18 protein-coding genes are annotated in these 20,976 nt (G+C 68.6%); 2 read left to right on the top strand and 16 right to left on the bottom strand.

Going from position 1 to position 20,976, the window contains the following annotated elements:
- Nucleotides 1–23 precede the first annotated feature (23 nt).
- The 15 genes from ACGFU7_RS03355 to ACGFU7_RS03425 all read right to left on the bottom strand — a co-directional run bounded on the left by ACGFU7_RS03355 (nucleotide 24) and on the right by ACGFU7_RS03425 (nucleotide 12,762).
- Nucleotides 24–551, bottom strand: coding sequence for a TnsA-like heteromeric transposase endonuclease subunit (locus ACGFU7_RS03355; RefSeq protein ID WP_393691866.1), 528 nt, complete (start codon nucleotides 549–551; stop codon nucleotides 24–26).
- A 197-nt stretch (nucleotides 552–748) separates the two neighbouring features.
- Nucleotides 749–1,399, bottom strand: a complete 651-nt coding sequence (locus tag ACGFU7_RS03360) for an OmpA family protein (RefSeq protein ID WP_393691868.1) — start codon at nucleotides 1,397–1,399, stop codon at nucleotides 749–751.
- Nucleotides 1,400–1,407: 8 nt separating this feature from the next.
- Nucleotides 1,408–2,025: a hypothetical protein gene (locus tag ACGFU7_RS03365; protein ID WP_393691870.1), complete on the bottom strand. Its 618-nt coding sequence runs from the start codon at nucleotides 2,023–2,025 to the stop codon at nucleotides 1,408–1,410.
- 31 nt (nucleotides 2,026–2,056) lie between these two features.
- A complete protein-coding gene (locus tag ACGFU7_RS03370; RefSeq protein ID WP_393691872.1) occupies nucleotides 2,057–2,662 on the bottom strand; it encodes a pilus assembly protein TadG-related protein in 606 nt (201 codons plus the stop codon).
- On the bottom strand, nucleotides 2,659–2,892 hold the full coding sequence (locus tag ACGFU7_RS03375) for a hypothetical protein (protein ID WP_393691874.1): 234 nt from the start codon (nucleotides 2,890–2,892) through the stop codon (nucleotides 2,659–2,661). Before ACGFU7_RS03375 ends, ACGFU7_RS03370 begins: the two co-directional genes overlap by 4 nt.
- Nucleotides 2,893–3,137: 245 nt before the next feature.
- On the bottom strand, nucleotides 3,138–4,241 hold the full coding sequence (locus tag ACGFU7_RS03380) for a response regulator (RefSeq protein ID WP_393691876.1): 1,104 nt from the start codon (nucleotides 4,239–4,241) through the stop codon (nucleotides 3,138–3,140).
- A 52-nt stretch (nucleotides 4,242–4,293) separates the two neighbouring features.
- Nucleotides 4,294–5,598 carry a sensor histidine kinase gene (locus ACGFU7_RS03385; RefSeq protein ID WP_393691878.1) on the bottom strand — a complete coding sequence of 435 codons (1,305 nt, stop codon included), beginning with the start codon at nucleotides 5,596–5,598 and terminating at the stop codon, nucleotides 4,294–4,296.
- A 51-nt stretch (nucleotides 5,599–5,649) separates the two neighbouring features.
- Nucleotides 5,650–6,537: a DUF5936 domain-containing protein gene (locus tag ACGFU7_RS03390; protein ID WP_393692837.1), complete on the bottom strand. Its 888-nt coding sequence runs from the start codon at nucleotides 6,535–6,537 to the stop codon at nucleotides 5,650–5,652.
- Nucleotides 6,538–6,551: 14 nt separating this feature from the next.
- Nucleotides 6,552–7,490: a type II secretion system F family protein gene (locus ACGFU7_RS03395; protein WP_393691880.1), complete on the bottom strand. Its 939-nt coding sequence runs from the start codon at nucleotides 7,488–7,490 to the stop codon at nucleotides 6,552–6,554.
- A gap of 9 nt (nucleotides 7,491–7,499) precedes the next feature.
- The gene (locus ACGFU7_RS03400) at nucleotides 7,500–8,837 is read right to left on the bottom strand and encodes a CpaF family protein (protein WP_393691882.1); all 1,338 of its coding nucleotides are present in this window, start codon (nucleotides 8,835–8,837) and stop codon (nucleotides 7,500–7,502) included.
- A 69-nt stretch (nucleotides 8,838–8,906) separates the two neighbouring features.
- Nucleotides 8,907–9,308, bottom strand: coding sequence for a TadE/TadG family type IV pilus assembly protein (locus ACGFU7_RS03405; protein WP_393691884.1), 402 nt, complete (start codon nucleotides 9,306–9,308; stop codon nucleotides 8,907–8,909).
- Between the two features lie 3 nt (nucleotides 9,309–9,311).
- Nucleotides 9,312–9,797, bottom strand: coding sequence for a TadE family protein (locus tag ACGFU7_RS03410; RefSeq protein WP_393691886.1), 486 nt, complete (start codon nucleotides 9,795–9,797; stop codon nucleotides 9,312–9,314).
- Between the two features lie 3 nt (nucleotides 9,798–9,800).
- Nucleotides 9,801–11,105, bottom strand: coding sequence for a CpaE family protein (locus ACGFU7_RS03415; RefSeq protein ID WP_393691888.1), 1,305 nt, complete (start codon nucleotides 11,103–11,105; stop codon nucleotides 9,801–9,803).
- A 7-nt stretch (nucleotides 11,106–11,112) separates the two neighbouring features.
- Complete coding sequence (gene cpaB / locus ACGFU7_RS03420; RefSeq protein WP_393691890.1) at nucleotides 11,113–11,820, bottom strand: Flp pilus assembly protein CpaB; 708 nt, start codon at nucleotides 11,818–11,820, stop codon at nucleotides 11,113–11,115.
- 75 nt (nucleotides 11,821–11,895) lie between these two features.
- Nucleotides 11,896–12,762, bottom strand: coding sequence for a hypothetical protein (locus ACGFU7_RS03425; protein ID WP_393691892.1), 867 nt, complete (start codon nucleotides 12,760–12,762; stop codon nucleotides 11,896–11,898).
- A gap of 705 nt (nucleotides 12,763–13,467) precedes the next feature.
- Between ACGFU7_RS03425 and ACGFU7_RS03430 the strand changes: the two genes are divergently transcribed.
- The gene (locus tag ACGFU7_RS03430; protein ID WP_393691894.1) at nucleotides 13,468–15,204 is read left to right on the top strand and encodes a chitinase; all 1,737 of its coding nucleotides are present in this window, start codon (nucleotides 13,468–13,470) and stop codon (nucleotides 15,202–15,204) included.
- Between the two features lie 66 nt (nucleotides 15,205–15,270).
- On the opposite strand, the gene ACGFU7_RS03435 is transcribed toward ACGFU7_RS03430, so the two are convergent.
- Entirely contained in the window at nucleotides 15,271–17,934 is a 2,664-nt protein-coding gene (locus ACGFU7_RS03435) for an ATP-binding protein (protein WP_393691896.1), read from the bottom strand.
- Between the two features lie 288 nt (nucleotides 17,935–18,222).
- Between ACGFU7_RS03435 and ACGFU7_RS03440 the strand changes: the two genes are divergently transcribed.
- Nucleotides 18,223–20,922, top strand: coding sequence for a tetratricopeptide repeat protein (locus ACGFU7_RS03440; protein ID WP_393691898.1), 2,700 nt, complete (start codon nucleotides 18,223–18,225; stop codon nucleotides 20,920–20,922).
- The last annotated feature ends 54 nt before the right edge of the window (nucleotides 20,923–20,976 follow it).

Here is a 20,976-nt window from a genome sequence, read left to right on the forward strand (position 1 = left end):
TCAAAGCCGTTGCCCCTGGTCAATCAGGCTTTCCCCGGCTCAAGACCAGCCGTCACGGACGTTACCCACCGCTTGACGAAACCCATAGGGGCACCCCCCCGCGACTCCACCAGCTGACGGGTCCAGCCGAAGGCAAAGGCCACCTCGGGCTTCGACACCCGGTGCAGCGGCTTGACGTCCACCACCACAGGGCCCTGCTCGGTGAGCAGCAGATAGTCCGGGATGTGCTTGCGCACCTTCCCCTCCAGCACGGCCTTCAGCAGGAAGGGTTGCGCAACGATGTGACGCACGCTGCGATCGAAGTCAGCAAAGAGGAGACGCCCGAGCTCCAGACGCGACTCGTAGATCACGTGGTCGTCTACCGTCGCGGACCAGTAGGTCCCTGAGTAGTGGCGCTGCCCCTTGTGCCAGCGGACCGTCCTCCACGGAACTGCCGCCCCGAGAAGCTCAATGGACGTGGTCTCCCACGCCCGATCCTCCACAGCCTTGCCGTCTTGACGGCGAACACTCACGGTCGCAGCAGCAATTCCCGTCCTGCACACCCGGTTCACAGGCGTTCGCCTGTGAGACCACGGTGCCAACGATCAATGTTTGGGTGGCCTGAACCGAAGTCCGGGCCACCCAAACGAGTGAACCGCCTGAACTGGCAGTCTCAGAACTACGGCATATCTGCCACCACTTGGCCATCCCCTCTGAGATTCGGCCAAGAAATCTGAGAACCCTACAACCTTGCCTGGGCTCGGGTGCCTCAGGAAGAGGTGCCGCGCGGGAAGGAGACCTCCACGCGGCGGTTCTTCTTGCGGCCCTCTTCCGTGCTGTTGTCGGCGATCGGGTACTGCTCGCCGTAACCGCGGATATCGAAGGTGACGTTCGATCCCAGCTGCTTGACCAGCACCGACTGAACGGCGTTGGCGCGCTGCTTGGACAGCACGTCGCCGTGGGCCGAGGAGCCGAGGTTGTCGGTGAAGCCGAAGACGCGCACCTTGGTGGCGTTCTGCTTCTTGATCTCGGCAGCGATGGCCGCGATACGGGAGTTGGCGGCGGAGCTCAGCTTGGCACTGTCCTTGCCGAAGAGGACCTCGGCCTGGAGCGCGAACTTGATGTTCGCGTTGCTGTCCTCGCGACGCTCGTCGCCGCCCTCGTCCTCGACCACCTGCACGATGTCGAGAACCTTGGCCGGGGCGAGCGTGCCGCCTTCGGGCATCTTCAGATCGGGATCGTTGGGGTCGAGCTTCACCGGAGGCACTGACGTCGCCTCGGTGCCGGGGGGCACACTCGGGCCGTCGTCGGCGACTGCGCTCACTGCCCCCAAGACGGTGGCGCTGGCCGTGAGCAACGCGGCTGCGACGACATGGACCGCAATCCGCGTTGGCCTGCGGCGTGTCAGGGTGTGGGTCATGTCGGCCATCACCCAGAAATCTTCAGCGAGGCAGTGGCGAACGTCGGCAGCGTGAAGTCGACTTCAGTGGTGGTTTCCGGAGGCGCCGGGAACTGCATAAAGATGGAAATCGACTTACCGGGTTGAATCGCTGTCAGCCCGGTGGTGCAGAGGCATCGTCCATCCGTATCCCGGAGAATGTAGTAGCGCTTCTTACCGACCTTGTCCACGAGCGTCGCGCCTGCTACAGAATTCGGATTCTCGGCCACTATGGTGCTTTCGCTGCCCGACCACTGGCCGCCACTGCGAATACCGTCCCCGCCATTCTTGATCACGGCGCTGACAGTAACGAACCCGCCACTATCGCGCTTTACCTCATTGACGACAAGAGTCAGCCCGTCGCGACCATTGACCTGAGCAAGTTTCACATTCGGGTCCACGTTGTCTCCGGCCGCAGTGTCCTCCTGCTTCGCCCCCTTGTCCTCTTCCGAGGGCTTGGACGGAGTGGAGGACGGCGACGAACCGGCGTCGTTGGTCTTTCCGCCACCGCCATCGGTGCCGCAACCGACGACGGCCAGGGCCATTGCCGCCGCCAGCGAGACGGCTGCCACTGCCCTTCGGGACTTGGTGGAGCGCCGAATGCTCATGGGTTCGGATTCCTTTACTCGTCGTTCGCTGTCAATTGTCGACCAGGTGCACGTCGTAGAGAATCTTGCTCACCTGGGACCAGGGCGGGGGACTGCCCGGCGAAATTTCGACCATCCCTGCGTCCCCGCACGTGAAGATGTACAAGTCCTGGACACCGTCATCGTTGAAGTCCAGGGCCTTCCAGGTGCAACGGAACTCGACAATGGCAGTGGCCGTGGCCTTCGCGACTGTTTTCTCCGAACCGGGAAGCACCGACGAGTCCACCGGTTTACGGCCCTCGACCTCAACCGTGATCCGGTCTCGGTAGCCACCGAGCGTCGGCCGGCAGTAGTTGACATCCGCCTGATTCGCTGCGGCAATTCCCTGAGCCGCAGGGCACCCGGTAACCGCGTGGGCTTGAAGGAACTGCTCCAGCATGTTCCCGGGGAGCGACGCGAGGAACGGGGCTTCGAAATCCTCACGAGTCTGTTTGGCAGCAGCCAGTGCGGCAGCGTCCGCCGCACCCTGGGCTCCATTGCGTAGGGCCGAGGCCTTGCCGACAGCAAAGAATGCGAACACGAGGAAGAGCAGGCCCGCCACCATCACTACATAGATGGGGAAGGCCTGCCCTGCGTCGCGGCGACTGCGCTCGATCACGAGCCCGCGGTGATGGAGTTCACGAGCCCCGAGATCCGACCCGAGATCGCGCCACCGATACCCGTAGCCATGATCGCACCGATGATCGCCACGACCACCAGGATGATGCCCAGGTACTCGAACGCCGTCTGGCCGCGGTCCTTGGCGTCGTAACGCTTCTGGATGGCGCTGACCGCGGTGTTGGCCCAGCCGTTGACGCGGACGGCGGTCTTCAGGGTGATGTTCGACATGGGGTTCCCCTCCGGATTCGGCCGACCGGTAGCCGGCCGACTCGCACGTTTCTTGGGTGTCGCCTGCGGTACCGGCTTCCTCCTGGCCGGTGCCGCTGGCGACATGAGAAACATACGGCGGAACACCCTGATCGCCGGAGGGCCCCAGGGCCCATTCCCGGGCCCAAAGCGTCAGTTGGGCCTGTGATGCCAGTACGTGCCGGGCCCCACGCCCGTCACGTACCACCGCAGTCCCGCTCCCCCGCTCAGCCACGATGACCACCGGCCCCGCGTGCCCCTGGTCCCGCCGCGGGCGCCGTGCCGAGCCAGCGGGCGATGGCCTCACTGCGGCTTGCGCTGTGCAGCTTGGTGAAGATGCGGTTGATGTGGTTCTTGACCGTCTTCTCGCTGATGAAGCAGGTGGCGGCGATCTGCTGATTGCTCATGCCGGACGCGATCAGCTCCATGACCTCCACCTCCCGTGAACTCAGCCCGTACTGCTGCCTGTTGAGAGCCACACCCGGCCTCCCGGTCAAGGAAGACTGTGCCACAACTGGTTGCAGTTGCGAAAGACCCTGTGGTGGTTGAGCCGGTCGCGCCGCAGGTGGAGCCGGTTCAGGCTTGGGTGCATGTGCAGGCGCACCGTATTGCTGGACCGGGCTCGGGGCGTAGCCGTCGTAGCCGGGGCCCGGGTGGGGAACGCCCGTGGTCAGGGCCGCGCCGAGGCCCTCCGGGAGCGGTCGCCCCTGTGGTCCGGGGCCCTGGCGCATATGGGCCAGGAGGGCGTTGGCCGCGGTGGCGGTGAAGTGGGCACGGCCGTTCTTGGTGTCGCGTACGGCCTGCACCAACTGGTCGGCCGTGAACTCGCCGTGGACCAGATAGCCGCCCGCGCCCAGGCGTAGCGCCTCGTGGACGATCTCGCTCTCGCGGCTGTAGGTCAGCATCATGACGGGTGCGACCTGTACGAGGTGGGGCAGGGCGGAGATGCCGTCGACGCCGGGCATGCGGACGTCGAGCAGGACGACGTCCGGGCGGTGCTGGACGGCCATCTCGTAGGCCTGGCGGCCGTCTGCGGCCTCGGCAACGACCTCGATGTCGTCGCGGCCGGAGAGCAGGACGCCCAGGCCGGCCCGGACCACTGGGTTGTCGTCGGCGACGACGACCCGCAGGGCGCCCGGGACGGGCGTGGGCAGTGCCGCGGGGAAGGGAGGCATGGACTCGGATGCCGCGGACTGCTGGGGGACGGGGGCGGGGAACGCGTTGGAGCTGGGCTCCGAGTTGAGCGGGGTGACGTGCGAGGACGTGTGCTGGGAGACGTGGTTCTGTGCTGCCCAGTTCTGGCCCGACGCGCGGGAGACGTCGTCCGGCATCTGCGACCTCCTCTCAGGGTTTTATGGGGGGTGAGGGTGGAGTTGGAGCTGTTCAGTTGAGTTGTTGTGCATGGAGAGCGGCGATCGGGAGTTCCAGGCGAACTTCCGTTCCCTTGGCCGCCTGGCCCTTTCCGATGCGGATGCGGGCGCCGATGGATGCGGCGCGTTCGACCATGCCGACGAGGCCGAAGTGCCCGGCATGCCGGAGGTCGTCGAGCGTGGTGCCCGGGGGCAGGCCGCGTCCGTCGTCGTACACGCTGACGCGCAGGACATCGCCCTTCACGCCGGCCAGCACGACGAGGTAGGTGGGTTGGGCGTGGCGGTGGGCGTTCTCCATGGCCTCGGACGCGACGGTGAGCAGTTGTCGCGCGACCACCTGGGGGACGTTCGGGACCGGGTTCTCACTGAGCAGGCGGAACGTGGCCGGGAGCCCGTTTCGGCGGGTGAAATCGTCGGCGCGTGCCCGGAGTTCTCGTACGACGTCCACGCCGCCGTCGAGTCCGGACTCGCGGCGCAGGTCGGAGAGGAGCTCGCGGGATTCGGCCGCGGCGCGGCGGGCGGCGCGGGCGACCAGTTCGGCCTGGTGTTTGACGGTGAGCGGGTCCATGCGGTCGGACGAGCCGGCCAGGCCGTCGGCGGCCAGCGCCAGGCCGTGCAGGGTCTTGGCGACCGAGTCATGCATCTCCCGGGCAAGCCGGGTGCGTTCGCCCTCCACGGCCTCGTTGACGGCGAGGCGGGCCCTGGTCTCGGTGAGGGCCTGGCTGGCCGTCCCGAAGCGGAGGAGCAGGTTGCGCAGGGTGACGCCGACGGCTCCCGCGATGATGCAGAAGCCGGGGAGGAGGAGCGCCGTGGCGTCGGCGGGCTGCAGTTTCGGGTCGGTGCCGTACACGCCGAGGACGATGACGGTCTGGAGTGTGGCGAAGACCGCCGCGCCCCGCCAGCCGTAGACGAGTCCGGCCAGCAGCGGGGTGCACACGGTGACGTACGCGAGGGTGGACTCGGGGCTGGCGGTGATCAGCAATAAGGCACCGAAGAAGGCGTCTATGCCGAGCAGCCAGGGGTGGCGAAGGAGTACGGGGCCGAAGCGCTCCCAGTCGCGGAACAGGACGTACGAGCCCATGAAGGTGACGAGGATGGCCGAGCCGATCAGCCAGGAGGCCGGGCCCGAGGCGGTGTGGCCGATCGCGAACGGTGTGGCTATGGCGATCATCGCGAGCCGGAAGCCGAAGACCTGTCGGCACATCGCCTGGAGCGCGTTCAGCTGGATCGCGAACGCCGGGCGCGAACCAGGATCGGCTATGGCCCGACGTACCTCCGCATTCAGTCCGGAATGGATGCCGCCGAGTTGGAACGACATGAGCCTGCCACCTCCCTCCGACCGTCCTGCCCACCGTCCGCGCCGTTCACGTCATCCGCCCGTGAGGAAGCCGAAGTCGATGTTGGCTCCGTAGACGAAGCCGACCGTCAGCAGCACCAACGTTCCGGGAAGGAGGAAGGTGGTGACTGCGAAGGTCGCCTTGGGGACTGCCCTGGACGCCTTCCGGCGGGCGTTCTGGGCATCGGTGCGCCGCATGTCGTTGGCGATCTGGATCAGCGTCTCCACGATCGGCGCGCCGAGCTCCTCGCCCTGCTGGAGCGTGGTCACGAACATCGCGACCTGCTCCGAGTCATTGCGCTTGCGCAGCTGCTCGAAGGCCTCTCGACGGCTGACGCCCATGTCCATCTGGCGCAGGGTGATGCGGAGTTCGTCGGCCCAGGGGCCCTCGTACTTCTCGGCGACGCGTCCCAGCGCCTGACGGAAGCCGAGGCCAGCCGAGACGACGACGGCGAGGACGTCGAGAAAGTCGGGGAGCGTACGGTCGATGTGGTCACGGCGGACGCGGACCGCCGACCAGATGCCGACCTCGACCCAGAACAGACCGAAGGCGATCAGCAGCAGGGCGAGGAAGATCTGGCCGCGCATGAGCATCGTGAAGGCGCCGAGCGCGCCGAGTCCGCCGTAGACGGCACGACGGGCGGCGTAGCGGTCGATGGTCAGACCGCCCGGGTTGCCCGCCAGGTCGATCTGGCGGCGCTTCTTGTTGACGGCCTTGGGGCCCATCATCCGCAGCACCGCAGGGGCCCAGCGCATGCCGAGCCGGTCGATGCCGGAGCCGACCGCGCCGGTGCGGGTGGAGCCGACCTCCAGGGCGATCGCGAGGTCACCGGGGAGCTTCGCGTCGCGCCGGTACATGCGGATACCTGCGATGGCTCCGTACACCGCGAGCCCCATGACTCCCGCCAGCAACAGGTCCATGTGCGCCCCGCCCATCAGACGTCGATCCGGGACATGCGGCGGATCACGATGAATCCGATCGCGTACAGGGCGATGGAGACGACCACCGCGACCTGGCCGATGAAAGCACCGGTCATGCGGTCGAGTGCGCCGGGCATGACCGCGTTCATCAGGAGCATGGCGCCCAGGCCGAACATCGGGACGGCGTAGGCGGTGACGGTGACCTGGGAGAGCTGGGTCTTGACCTCGCGCCGGGTCTCCTTGCGCTCCTCCAGCGTCTCGGTGAGGTTACGCAGGGAGCTGACGACCGTACCGCCGGCCCGGTTGGACAGGACGAGGGTGGTCACGAGGACGACGAGTTCACGGGAGGGCAGTCGGTCGGTCAGCTCACTCATCGCGTCTTCGAGGGGTTCGCCGACGGCGAGGCGTCGGGAGACCCGGGCCAGTTCCTCGCCGGCCGGGTCGTCCATCTCGTCGGCCGCCATGCTGATGGACGTACGCAGAGCGAGTCCGGCCTGGGTTGCGTTGGCGAGGATGCGGGCGAGTTCGGGGAGCTGGTTGATGAAGCGCTCGGTGCGTTTGGTCCGCTGCCAGTTCAGGAAGGCGTTGGTGCCCCAGAGGCCGATGAGGGCGGCGACCGGGCCGAAGAAGCTGGCGAGCATGGACGAGGCGATCATCCACAGTCCGGCCATGGCGGCGAGCGCGTAGACGAAGAACTCGCCCGGTGTGATGTCGAGGCCGGTGGCGGCCAGTTTCAGTTCGAGCTTCCGGCCCAGGCCGGTCTTGCGCAGCCTGCTGTCGAGGCCCCGGAAGCGACGGCGGCGCCCGGTCTCCGGGATGTGGCCGGTGTGCGAAAGACGGTCCACCAGGGCGTCCCGGTCGGCCTTACCGCCGGAGTAGGCGTGCAGGCCGGTGACGCCCGTGACACCGCAGAGCAGTGTGACGCCGATCGTGAGCAGAGGGAGATTCGTCATGGCACGTACCTAGTTGGCCTCTCGGGTGGCGAGCTGTTCGGCGGATGCGGCGACCCCGAAGGCCTGCGGGACGGGCTGGCTGGCCATGTAGAGACGCTCGGCGATCTTGCGCGGGATCGGGAGGTACCGGAACTCGCCGTTGATCCGCCCCTCGACGTCCATCGGCTGGGCGTCGAACCGGGCGACGGTCACGATGCGGTACGGGTCGCGGCCGTGCGAGTCGAGGACGGCGATCTCGGTGACCTTGCGGGAACCGTCGGCGTGCCGGGTGAGCTGGACGATGACGTCGACGGCGCTGTTGATCTGGTCGTGCAGCGCTTCGAACGGAATCTTGATCTCGGACATCGAAGCCAGGGTCTGCAGACGCATGAGCGCGTCCTCGGCGTTGTTGGCGTGAACGGTGGCGAGCGAGCCGTCGTGACCGGTCGACATCGCCTGGAGCATGTCGAGCGATTCGCCGCCACGGACCTCACCGACGACGATGCGGTCGGGGCGCATACGAAGGGAGTTGCGGACCAGGTCACGAATGGTGATCTGGCCCTTCCCCTCGACGTTCGCCGGACGGGACTCCAGCCGGATGACATGGCTCTGCTGGAGCTGGAGTTCGGCGGAGTCCTCGATGGTGACGATGCGCTCGCTGTCGGGGATGAGGCCGGAGAGCGCATTGAGAAGGGTCGTCTTTCCGGTGCCGGTGGCGCCGGAGACGATCACGTTGAGCTTGGCCTGGACGAGCCCGGAGAGCAGGATCAGCATCTGCTCGTCGAGCGAGCCGACGTTGATCATCTCCTGGAGTGTGAAGGCCCGCGGGAACCGTCGGATGGTGAGTGTGGCGCCGGTCAGCGACAGCGGCGGGATGATCACGTTGACACGTTCACCACTGGGTAGACGCGCGTCAACCATGGGGTTCGACTCGTCGACACGGCGGTTGACGGTCGACACGATGCGCTCGATGGTCTGCATCAGCTGCTCGTGCGAGCTGAAGCGCATCGGGAGCTGTTCGACCTTGCCGCTGCGCTCGACGAAGATCTGGTCCGGTCCGTTCACCATGATTTCGGTGATGGACGCGTCTTCGAGGAGCGGTTCCAGAATGCCGAGACCGAGTGCCTCGTCGACGACCCGGCGGATCAGCTGGGTGCGTTCGACGGTCGAGAGGACCGGTCCCTCGCGACTGATGATGTGGCTGAGTACGCGCTCCAGCCGGGCCCGCCGGTCTGCGGCGGCGAGCGAGGACATCTCCGCCAGGTCGATCTCTTCGAGCAGCTTGGCGCGGTAGGTGGCCACCATGTGGCTGTCCTCCCGCGCCCCGCCGTTCTTCTCGGGGGCGGTCATACGTGCCCGCAGACTCATTCCGTAACTCCTCGTTCCGACTTGCCTGTTGAGCCGCTGGTGAGACAGCGGTCCGGTGCTCCGCGGGGGTCAGGTGCGGGGCATCGTGGAGCTTCGTTCGGCCCAGCCCCAGATATTTACGCCCGGGAGAATGTCAGGCACTTTGACGCGGGCGGTGCAGGTGACCTCGTCGAAGGAGGAAGGCCCTGTGATGCGCGCCCGGCGGGCGGTCCAGTCGCTCATCGCGTCCTTGCCCGCCCCCTCGTCGCAGCCGCCCATCGACATGCTGGCCATACGGGCTGCCGCGCGGGCCCCGGTCCCCGCCTGGTTGGCGGCGTACGCGGCGAGGCCCGCCTGGATCGCGAGGAGGCCGACCAGGAGCAGCAGGGGGAGGAAACCCAGATACTCGATGGCGACCTGGCCACGGTCGCGGCGGGTGGTGGTTGTAGTGGTAGTGGCCGTCCGGCCGGGTGTCTGCGTGCGCATACTCATCGCTCAGCCCTCCAGCGGCGCGGCCGCGTAGCCGGTGACCGGGTACTTCCAGTTGAGGATTCCGGGCACCAGGACCGGCACCTGCAGTTTGACCTCGGCCGTGTACATGCCGGACTTGGAACGGCACGTCGTCTTCTTCAGCGCGTCCCGCCATGCTTTCGGCAGGTGCTTCTCGGCCGCATCCCGGCATTCCTGCCCCCGCAGGCCCTGCGCAATGGCTCCCTTGTGCGCCGCCTCGTCCGCCGAGTTCCCCGCCAGGGAGAACGTGTAGCCGATCAGCGCGCACTGCCAGAGCGCGATCATCAGCAGGATGATCAGCGGTGTGACGCCCAGGAACTCGATCGCGGTCTGGCCGCGGTCACGCTCGCGGCCGAGCAACCGGCCGTACAGCCGACCCCTCGTCCGGCCCCGCCTCAGTCCCCGGCCCGGGGATGGATCACCGTAACGCCTTCCCCGTATCTCCACGTCTGTCGTCTCGGTAAGTGCCATTGGTCAACTTGCCCCCTTGGTCGTCGCCCGGTTCCGGGCGTCGCCGTCGCGTCTGCCGATGCGTGGGCGCCCGATCGAGCCTCGGTCGTTCTTGAACATTCCGCCGCTCTTCGCGCCGCTCTTCTCCGCCTTCTCAGGAACCTTTACGATGCCCAGCTCGCCCGCAAGGGCCCAGAGGGCCTGTTTGACGGTGCTCTTGGAGTCGAGCTCGTGCAGCCGGCCCGCGTCGACGACGCTCTGGAGTTCCTTGAAGTTCGCGGGAACGGCCGTGTTCGCCGTCCGGGTTCCGGTGATCTTCTCGATCAGCTGCGGCTGGATCTCGGTGTTGCGGATGAACCGGTTGACCACGGTGACCGTCTCCTCCGCCTTGCGGATCTGGAGCCGGTCCCACATCCGTACGAGGCGCTTGGCACCGCGCACCGCGATCACATCGGGTGTGGTGACCAGCAACGCCGTGTCGGCCATCTCGATGGACGCGGCGCTCGCTCCCTGCAGCTGGCTGCCGCAGTCGATCACCACGACCTCGTAACGCGAACGCAGGGCGCTGACGATCTGCCGGGCCGAGCGGTCGCTGACCTCCTCGGCGCTCTCGCCCTCACCGGGTGCCAGGAGCAGCGCGAGCCCGGAGCTGTGGTTGAAGACGGCGTCGGACAGGACGCGCGGCGAGATGTCGGCAATGGTCGACAGGTCGACGATGGAGCGCCGGAACTGCACATCGAGGTACGAGCCGATGTCGCCGGCCTGGAGGTCCATGTCGACCAGGGCGACGGTACGTCCGGACGCCTGGGCCGCCAGGGCAATTTGCACGGCGGTGACGGTGGCTCCGACCCCGCCCTTGGCACCGCTGACCGTGATGACTGTACCGCCGGGGCCGGTGAAGACATCGGCCCCGGCGCTCAGGTGGCGGCGGACGCCGACGGACCACTGGGCGGCGGACTGAACACGGTTGGCCAGTTCTTCGTAACTCAGGGGGAGGGTGACGACGCCTCGCGCACCCGACTCCATCGCGGACGCGAACAGGCCGGGGGTGACATCGGCGGTGATCAGCACGACCCCGATGGCGGGGAAGCGCAGGGAGACCTCCCGGATCAGTTCCAGTGCCGGCACCGGACCGATCCGCTCGTGGACCAGCACGACTTCGGGCAGTTCGTCGAGCGACTCGCCCGCGAGCCGGGCGAGGGTGTCGATGAGCTGCGTCGAGTCGCCGACCGGAGCGGCCGGCTCCGCCTCGGGGAGCTGGCTGAGCAGGGTGGTGACGGATCTGGCCGCGTCGACGTCACCGACGGCCGGGAGGATCCTGGTGGTCATCCGATCCTCACTTGTCCTTGTCGAGCGTGTAGGTGCGGTCGCCGGGCCTGATGGTGCTGTCGCTGCCGGAGGCCAGGAGCGCGAGGCGTACGTGCTCCGCGAAGGACTCGGCGTAGGCGATGCGCTGGGTGTCGAGTGTGTTGAGTGCGAAGGTGATCGGGACGGCCTCGGTGCCCATGTTGGACTTGCCGTCCCGGTTCGGCTCCAGGGCGGTCAGCTTGCCGACGTCCAGCACCTTGGCGTTGGAGACGATGACCTTCGACAGGGAGGGGTCACCGTCGCGCTCACCGGCGAAGGTGGCGTAGATGTTGACCGTGGCGCCGGGGGTGATCTTGCCCGCGACGCCGGTCGCGGCGTCGATCATGATGGCGATCTCCTGCTCCCCGGGCTGCAGTTCGGGGCGCTTCTGCATCATGTCGGACTGGAGCAGCGAGCCCCTGCGCAGCTGGGTGACGGCGATCTTGCCGTTCACCTCGGAGAGGTCGGTCACCGCGTTGGTGGAGAGCCAGCGCTTCGGCATCGAGATCTTCTCGAACTGCCCGGACGACAGGGCGGTATAGGGCGCCACATCGGACTTCAGCTGGTAGGCCGAGACCTCGGGGCCGACCTTGGAGTTGACATCGCTGATCACCGAGAGCACGCCGGCGAAGGCGCCAAAGGCGCACAGAACCGACAAAAGCAGGAGTATCACGCCGCGGCGCTGGCGGGAGTTCATGGGCCGGACAACCTCGTTCGAATCGGATGCGTGGGGCAGCGGACAGAAGGGCGTCTACGGAGGAAAGCGGAAGCGCTAGGACTGCGGTGGTGCGGGCGCTCCCTGGCTGAGGACACCGGCGGAGTGCATTCGGTTCTCGGCTGCGGGTAGCGGGGAGGAGCAGAACCCGCAGCGGTCACCGATGAGCTCCATTCGGCACCAGTGGCAGTTCTCTCGACGTACGGAGGACACCAGTTGGTACAGGGTGGAGATGTCTGGCAGATAGGCAGCGAATTCCACCAGTTTTCCGGTTCCCCACCATGCCGAGGAATCGGAAGGAAGCGCGGCCTCGTGAATGGACTGGACCTGCCACGCGGGTGCGAGGGTCTGCTTGACCCACTCGGACTGCGACTGCCCTTTGGCGATCATCAGATGCGTGGCGAATTCCGGGCCGGTCGGCAGGTCCGCCTTCGGACCGACCCTGACGAGCTGCGGGTTCGGCCCCGCGACCACGGCGAACTGGAAGCCCGGCACCCACGACTTGGCGTGTGTCCTGAGGTCGACCGGGACCCGGTCGAACTTGGTGACGGTGTTCAGCAGGGCGCCCGCGTGGATGTAGTGGGACAGCAGCCGGGCGGCGGAGGCGACCACTCCCGGACTGAAGTCACAGATGGACAACTGGCGTAGCTGCCTTACGAGTACGGCGACGCCCAAGGGGGGGAGGTCCACCTTGAGCAGAGCGATGCGGTCGCTCTCCAGAACAGACCGTACGGAGTAGAGCCGGCGTTCATGGGCGGGCGCGATGCCGGTCGGGTAGACGGCGACGACGTAGCCGTGCTGTTCGAGCAGCACATGCATGTCACCGATGGCCATCTCCAGCGCCTGCGCGTCGGGTGCCTGCAGCAGGGCGGCTGTCGGTGTCTGCTGGTCGGTCGGAGGTAGTACCAAATCAGCACTGGTCACTGCTATTGCGGTCGGCACGCTGTTCCCCGTTTCGGCTCCGGCCAGACGACGGTCATGACGTCGGCCGCAATCGCTCCTGCTCCGCGGTTCTGCCTCAGCACTTTATCCACGTCTTACCTGGCAGAGAACACTTTTCGGAGGTCAGTACGACAACTTGTGTGGGCCGTGTGCACAACACCTCCATGCTAAATCGGATCAAATCGAAAATCGTTAACTCCTGTACCACTGCAGAGTGTTACGAATCCATCTTCTGATTACCTGCGGCCGGATATTCATCTCCGCACGTCAGGCCGGATGCGGAACGATGCGGAACCTGCCGCACGGGGCTCCGGCGGGGTCCGGGTCGTCACTGTCCGAGCACCTGAGCCACGTCACCCGCACGGGGGCGCGCAAGCTCAACAAATCGTCAATTCGTTGGGGGATCCGGGCCGTTGCGGAATCTCTGACGGGGCGTCCACGGAGGGTTCGCGAGGGGGTGCCGGAGCGGCCCGGCGAGCGCGGCCCGTGCGGCTGTCATTGCCAGAGGTCTTGACAACTTGATTGGTCTGGACCAGCTTATCGGCCAGCGGTGGCCACCGTCGTTCAACTCCACACCTCTTCATCTCCGCGTCACTCCCCGGACAGTCCGGGTACCGCCGGCCGACCCCACCGGCTCACTCCCAGGTACCCCGCCCGGCTTCCCCAACTCCCCCACGGAGGCAGCAAGTGGAACCTTCCCCCGTCAGCGGCCACAGAATCCGCAGGCGCCGCATCCGGCCGCTCCTCGGCGCAGCCGTGGCCGTCCTCGCGGCCGGCGCGCTGACCGTCACCGGTCTCGTCAGCAACGCCGAGGCCGCCGATGTCAACGTCGCCAAGAACGCGGGCTTCGAGTCGGGGCTCGCCAACTGGACCTGTTCCGGCGGCAGCGGCACCACCGTCTCCTCCCCCGTGCACGGTGGCACCACCGCCCTCAAAGCCACCCCGGCCGGCCAGGACAACGCGCAGTGCACCCAGGTCGTGGCCGTGAAGCCCGACTCGACATACACGCTCAGCTCCTGGGTGCAGGGCGGATACGCGTACCTCGGCGCGAGCGGCACCGGAACCACCGACGTATCGACCTGGACCCCCGACTCCAGCAGCTGGACCCAGCTCACCACCAGCTTCAGGACCGGCCCGAGCACCACCTCGGTCACGGTGTACACGCACGGCTGGTACGGGCAGGCCGCCTACTTCGCGGACGACATCTCGGTCAGCGGTCCCGACGGCGGTGGCGGCACCGACCCCGCGCCGGAGATCCCCGCCGCGCCGGCCGGTCTCGCCGTCGGCACGACCACGTCCTCTTCCGTCGCCCTGTCCTGGAACGCGGTGTCCGGCGCGACCGGCTACACCGTCTACAAGGACGGCGCCAAGGCCACCACGTCCACCGGAACGTCCGCCACGATCACGGGTCTGGCCGCCGACACGGCGTACCAGTTCGCGGTGACCGCCACCAACGCGGCCGGTGAGTCCGTCAAGTCCGCGACGGTCAGCGGGCGTACGGCCCAGTCGGGCGGCGGCAACCCCAACCCCGGCACCTCGGTGCCCAAGCACGCGGTGACCGGCTACTGGCAGAACTTCAACAACGGCGCCACCGTCCAGAAGATCAGCGATGTGCCGGCCAACTACGACATCATCGCGGTCTCCTTCGCCGACGCGACCGGTACGCCGGGCGGTGTCACCTTCAACCTCGACTCGGCCGGGCTCGGCGGCTACAGCGTCGACCAGTTCAAGGCCGACATCAAGGCCAAGCAGGCGGCCGGCAAGTCCGTGATCATCTCGATCGGCGGCCAGAACGGCACCGTCTCGATCAACGACTCCACCTCCGCGACGAACTTCGCGAACTCCGTCTACTCGATGATGCAGACGTACGGCTTCAACGGCGTCGACATCGACCTGGAGAACGGCCTCAACGCCACCTACATGACACAGGCGCTGCGGTCCCTGTCGTCCAAGGCGGGCTCCGGCCTCGTCATCACGATGGCCCCGCAGACCATCGACATGCAGTCCACCTCGGGTGAGTACTTCAAGACGGCGCTCAACATCAAGGACATCCTGACCGTCGTCAACATGCAGTACTACAACAGCGGTTCGATGCTCGGCTGCGACGGCAAGGTCTACTCGCAGGGCTCGGTGGACTTCCTCACCGCGCTCGCCTGCATCCAGCTGGAGGGCGGCCTCGACCCGTCCCAGGTCGGCCTCGGTGTCCCCGCCTCCACCAGTGGCGCGGGCAGCGGCTACGTGTCCCCGTCGATCGTGAACGCGGCCCTGGATTGCCTGGCCTCCGGCACCAACTGCGGCACGTTCAAGCCCGCGAAGACCTACCCGGGCCTCCGCGGTGCGATGACCTGGTCGACCAACTGGGACGCCACGTCGGGCAACGCCTGGTCGAACGCGGTGGCCCCGCACGTCCACGGCCTGCCGTAACCATAACCACCGTCCGGCATCAGTGACCAGCAGCGCCGCCGCTCCCCCGGCGGCGCTGCTGCGTGTTCAGTCGGCAGGAGACAGACAGTGGCACACGGCCCGGTCCACGGCCTGCGCCAGGGTGAGCGTCGCTCCCTCGGCGTCCGCCGCGTCGAACACCGGCCCTCCGAGGGCCTCGCGCAGCGCGGCACGGCAGGCGGTACGGCGTTCGATCAGGCCCTCGTACCCGAAGAGCAGGGCCTCGCTGGCAGGCCAGATGGCGGCCGACGCGGCGAGCAGCACCGCCGCCTCCCGCAGCCCACGCCGCTCCGCCAGCGCGCACTGGGCCAGCGCGTCCAGCAGCGTCACCGGTGAACGCCGGTCCGGGAAGCGCTGCCGACCGGCCAGGGCCTCGGCCAGCGTGACGCGCGCCCGGGCCGGCTCGCCGCGAGCCAGCAGCAACAGGGCCAGCGACCACAAGGTGTAGCCGCGGTGCCATTCCTCGCCGGACCGGCCGGCGGCCGCCACCGCATCGGTCAGATGGGCGTGGGCCCGGTCCACGTCGCCGGCCTGCCAGTGGGCCGTACCGAGCTGGCTGAGCGCGTGCTGAAGGCCCTCGGCGCTCCCGGCCGTGCGGAAGTGTTCAAGTGACCTCTCCGTGAGCCGCACCGCCCGATCCGGCTCCCCCCGCATCAGACAGGACAGTCCCTGCACCAGAAGGCTCCAGGCGAGTGCAACGGTGTCACCGGACAGCCTGGCGCGGTCGGCGGCCCGGTCCGCGCCCCGCAGGGCGGGGCCGGTGTCCCCGCACATCGCGTCGAGGTACGCGCGCATCCACATGAGTCTGGTGCGCAGGTGATCGGGTACGGGGGCGGGGGGACACGGCGCCGGGTCGGTCTCCTCTGCGGAGGCCCGCGGGAGTACGAGGTCCTGGGCGTCATCGCGCACGAAGTCGTCGCGGACGGCGTCGGCCCGCCCGGCAATGGGCCGTGCGGCGTCACCCCGTGCAGCGTCAGCCCGTGCGGCGTCACCCCGTGCGGCGTCGGTGGCTGAGGCGTCGGTGGTGCGTTCCAGGGCGCGAGTGGTCCACCGTCGGCCTTCGTCCAGTGATCCGGCCGCGATGCAGTGCCACCACAGGTCGGCCACCAGTCCCGCCCCCACGCGGACGGCGGCCGGATCACGGGCCTCCGTCAGGCCGTACTCGGTGGCGCGGCGCAGGGGCGCCAGGTCGGCCCGGACGGTATGGATCAGCTCGGCCTGGCCAGGTCCGTGCCAGCGCCCGCAGGCGTTCTTCGCGAAGCCGGCCCACCAGTCGAGATGTCTGCGCGCGGCCAGTTCGCTGCCGCCCCGGTGGGCCAGGAGCGTGCGCCCGTACTCCCGGACCGTCTCCAGCATCATCAGCCGATGTGCACCGTCCGGTGTCCGGACCGTGGTGAGAACGGAGTGCTCGACGAGCCCCGCCAGCGTGTCGAGAACGGCCCCGCGGGCGGTGGCCGGGACGGGAGCCGTCGGGACCGGGTCGGGCACGGGGGCGCAGACCGCTTCGGCGGCATCCACCGGTACCTGGCCCGAGAAGACGGAGAACGCCGCCCATGCCCACTGTTCGTCCGGGCTGCACAGCTGGTGACTCCAGTCGAGCATGGCTCGCAGTGACCCGTGTCGGGGCGGGGCCGCGGGGTCGGCATTGCCCAGGTCGTGCAGTCCGGAGTCGAGCCGTTCCAGAAGCTGGGCGGGCGACAGGAAACGCAGCCGACGTGCCGCGATCTCCATCGAGAGGGGCACACCGTCCAGGTGGCGGCAGATCTCCCGGGCGCTGTCCCGGTCGGCGGCGCTCCACTGCAGATCGGGCCGGACCGAACGGGCCCGCGCCCACAGCAGATCGAGGGCGCCGCCACGGTCGGTGGTGAGCGGCAGCGGGGGTACGGCGTAGAGGAACTCTCCGCCGACTCCGAGCGGGTGGCGGCTGGTGGTGAGGACGGTGATGTCCGGTGCCCCGCGCAGGACGGCGTCGATGAGCCTGCCGGTGGCCGGGATCAGATGCTCGCAGTTGTCGAGGACGAGCAACAGATCGCGTTCACACAACAGCGCGGTGAGTCCGGCGAGCGGTGGCACCCCCGGAACCGTCACCTCGCCGAGTGCCGCGAGGACTTGGTGCACGACCACCTCCGGAGCGGTCACCTCGGCCAGCTCCACCCAGCGCGCCCCGTCGCGGTGACGGAGCGCGGCGGTGCGGGCGGCCTGCTGGGCGAGTCGGGTCTTGCCGACGCCGCCCAGGCCCGTGAGGGTCACCATCCGTCCGGACAGCAGCAGTTCGTGCACCCGCCGCAGGTCGTCGACCCGCCCGACGAAAGAGGTGGGAGCGTCGGGGACACGGATGCCGGGTGGCCGGACCGGCGCGTGACGCCCGTGCGGGGTGCGCGGTGCGAGGGGGCGCCCGCCCGGAGCAAGTGGCGCTGCCGTGTTCCGCCCGGCGGCGGGCAGGGCGTCGCGGCCGCTCAACCGGGTCCACCGGGCCCGCCACTCGGAGTCATCGGTGACACCGCAGGCGCGCAGAAAGGCGCTGAGCGCCGTCCATGTCGGCAGCCGGTTCCCCGAGGCCGCCGCGGAGAGCGTGGAGGGCGCCACGTGGACCCGGGCTGCCAGGGTCCGGTACGGCGGGTTCCCCTGGGCCGCACGCAACGCCCTCAAGGCGGTGGCAAGTTCGATCAGGGGCTCCCGGTCCCCGTCGAGCGGCCTCTCCTGCCGTCCCACGCGTCACCCACGTCTTCCCGTCCGTCGGCCCACTGACAGGCCGGAGGTTGATTTCATTCTGGCCGGGGATTGTTCGCAACCGCCCGCAGCGGCGGAATTCAACTGTGTTCCGGCGCAGACTGTCCACCCGGTTCGCCGCGCACGGGGGGCGGCGATCCGCGGGGGAAGCGGATGGGTGAGCGGCACGGCTGCCGGCGGCGGCCGTGCCGCGATCCCCTCTGCGGGGCTGTGCCGACGCAGGCATCGGCGGGTACCCGGGCGGCTTCGTCGACGGACTGAGGTGTGTAAATGAGCGCCGCACAGGGCGGTTTCGAGCGGCGTGCGCTGGTCGTTCACGGGCTCGTCGCAGCGGGAGCCACGGTGAGCATGGCGGGCGACCTGGTCTTCGGCGTGCTGCCCCGTAGCTGGGCCGTCACGGGGTGGACCGCATCGGCGTTGCTGGTCGGCGGACTTACCTTCGCCGTCCAGCGCCGCTCCGCGCCTGCCGAGGGGGCGGGGCAGTCCACCCGGCCATGCATCGACGATCTTCCCAGCGAGCCCGTTCTCGTCGGACGCACCACGCTGAGCCGGGCGCTGTGCGACGCCCTGGCGGACGTGCCCCAGACCCGTGGCTTCCTCAACACCCCGGACCCTGCCCACGGACAGGCCGCGGTGGTCGTCGTCCATGGTGCGGCGGGCACCGGCAAGACCACGCTCGCCCTGCACGCCGCGCACCGCGTCAAGGCGTCATTCCCCGACGCACGGCTCCACATCGACCTGAGAGGCGACGGCGGCTCCCCCGTATCGAGCGCCCATGCCCTGGAGCGCTGCCTTCGCGCTCTCGGGGTCTCGTCGTCAGACATTCCGCGCGGTACGAGTGACCGGGCGGCGATGTTCCGCAGTCTGACCGGCCCGATGCGTGTCCTCATGCTCCTGGACAACGCACACTCGGCAGAACAGATCGGGCCCCTGATCCCGGCGGGGCCCGGCTGTGCCGTGGTGATCACCAGTCGGCGGGCGCTGTCCGTCGGCAACATCGTGCGACGCAGCACCGTCCGGGTGGAACTGCCCGCGGAGGACGAGGCCCTCGCCGTGCTCTCCTTCTGGGCCGGTCGGTCCCGTGTCGACGAGGACCCCCGCACGGCCCTCGACATCGTGCACTTCTGCGGACGTCTGCCGATCGCGCTGAAGATCATCGGGGCCCGGCTGAGCACCCGCCCCGATCTGACGTTGCGCCGGATGTGTGCCCGGCTGGAGAGCGAGCGCTCCCGGCTGCGCGAACTGAGCCGCGACTCCGACGAACACAGCCTCCAGGCCTGCCTCCTGCTCACCTACCAGGATCTCCCCGAGGAATGCCGACTGCACCTCTGCTTCCTCGGGATGCTGCCCGCAGGCCGCCTGACGGACTGGCACGTCGCCGGTGCCGGGATGCTGACCGATCCGGTGCGGGCCTCCGATGTCGTCGACCAGCTGCTGGAGACCTGCATGATGGAGGTGGTGGGCGATGACGGGGACAGCCCCCGGTACGGGCTGCACGATCTGATCAGAGTGTTCGCCTCGGACCGGTACAGCCGGCTGCCGCCCCACCGGCGTGATGCGACGGAACGCGCTTTGATCGAGGCGTACTGCGCCACCGCTCTCCGGCTGGCCGCTTCCCGCGCGCCGGAGCTGGCAGCGGCGGAACCGGGTCTTCGGCCCGCCACCGAGGCGGACGGGCTGCGGGCCGGAGAGTGGTTCGCCGGTGAGGCCGACAGGCTCGTGTGGGCCCACACGCGCGCCCGCGAACTCGGGCTGGACCGGGAGGCGGCGCTGACGGCCGAGTGCGCCTCCTACTTCCTCGACGACCTCGATGCCACGGCGGACGGTCCAAACACGCTGTTCTCCTCATCGCCGTCGTACGGGGCACGAACCGACGCTGCGCGAGGACGGGCCCGCGCCGCACTGCGGCTGCTCGCCCATGACTACACCGGCGCCCGTGCGGACGTACCGGCTCCGACGGGGGACGCCCACGCCGACGCCAGGCGTGACGCGCTACTGGCTCGGATCGACCAGGACCAGGGGGACTTCAGGGCGGCGCTCGGCCGGATGACGGAGGCGGTCGGCTCGTTCCGTGCGCTCGATGACGCATGGCATCTCATGCTCGCCCTGGAGAGCCTGGGCGAGATCCTCCGTGCACAGGGCAGCCCGGAGGAGGCGGAGAGCCGTCAGCGCGAGGCGTTGCGCCTCACCGAGCGGATCGGGGACATCCGGTCCCGGGCACGTCTGCGCCGAACGCTGGGTGAAACCCTCGGCTATCTGCGGCGGTTCGGTGAGGCGGCCGATCTCATCCACTGCGCACTCACGGACTACCGCAGGCTCGGCGACCGTCGCTGGGAGGCGGCGACCCTGTACACCCTGGGGAAGAACTACCGGCAACTCGGCCGGCGCACCGAGTCCCTCGACTGTTACGACAGGGCGCTGGAGATCTTCGACTCGATCGGCGACCGGCTGTGGGTGGGCCGGGTACTGAATGCCCGTATCCGGGTGCTGGCCGGTATGGGGCTCATGGAACGCGCCTACGCCGAGGCGGAGCGGGCCCTCGCGGTCTTCGACGAGCTGGGGCACACGCTGTGGCATGCCCATACGCTCCGCGACCTGGGCTGGCTCCACCTGCGTCATGGCCGGCCGCAGGATGCCGTACCCCCGCTGGAGAGCGCGGCGGCGACATCGGAACAGGCAGGTGACGCGTACGCCGAAGCCATGGCCAGGCATCTGCTGGGTGTCGCGTACCGGGAGCTGGGGCGTACGGCGGACGCGCGCCGGGAGTTGGAGGCGGCGACGGCGATGTACGCACGGGGGAACTACCGCTGGAACGAAGCCGCCTGCGCCCACGATCTGGTGCTTGTGCTGCGGGCCGCCGGCGACGGGAGCGGGGCCGAGGCGCTGGCGTCGGCGGCCTGTGACGCCGGGCCGGAGTTCATGGAGATGACAGGACGGAACGGGGCGGTGGCCGTCCCCGACGAGGACTGACAGTGCCCGGGGGTGCGGTCGGGCGACAGGGGTTGCGGCTGCGGGAAGTCGGGG

This window comes from Streptomyces sp. NPDC048473 (assembly GCF_043200155.1).
Lineage (GTDB): Bacteria > Actinomycetota > Actinomycetes > Streptomycetales > Streptomycetaceae > Streptomyces.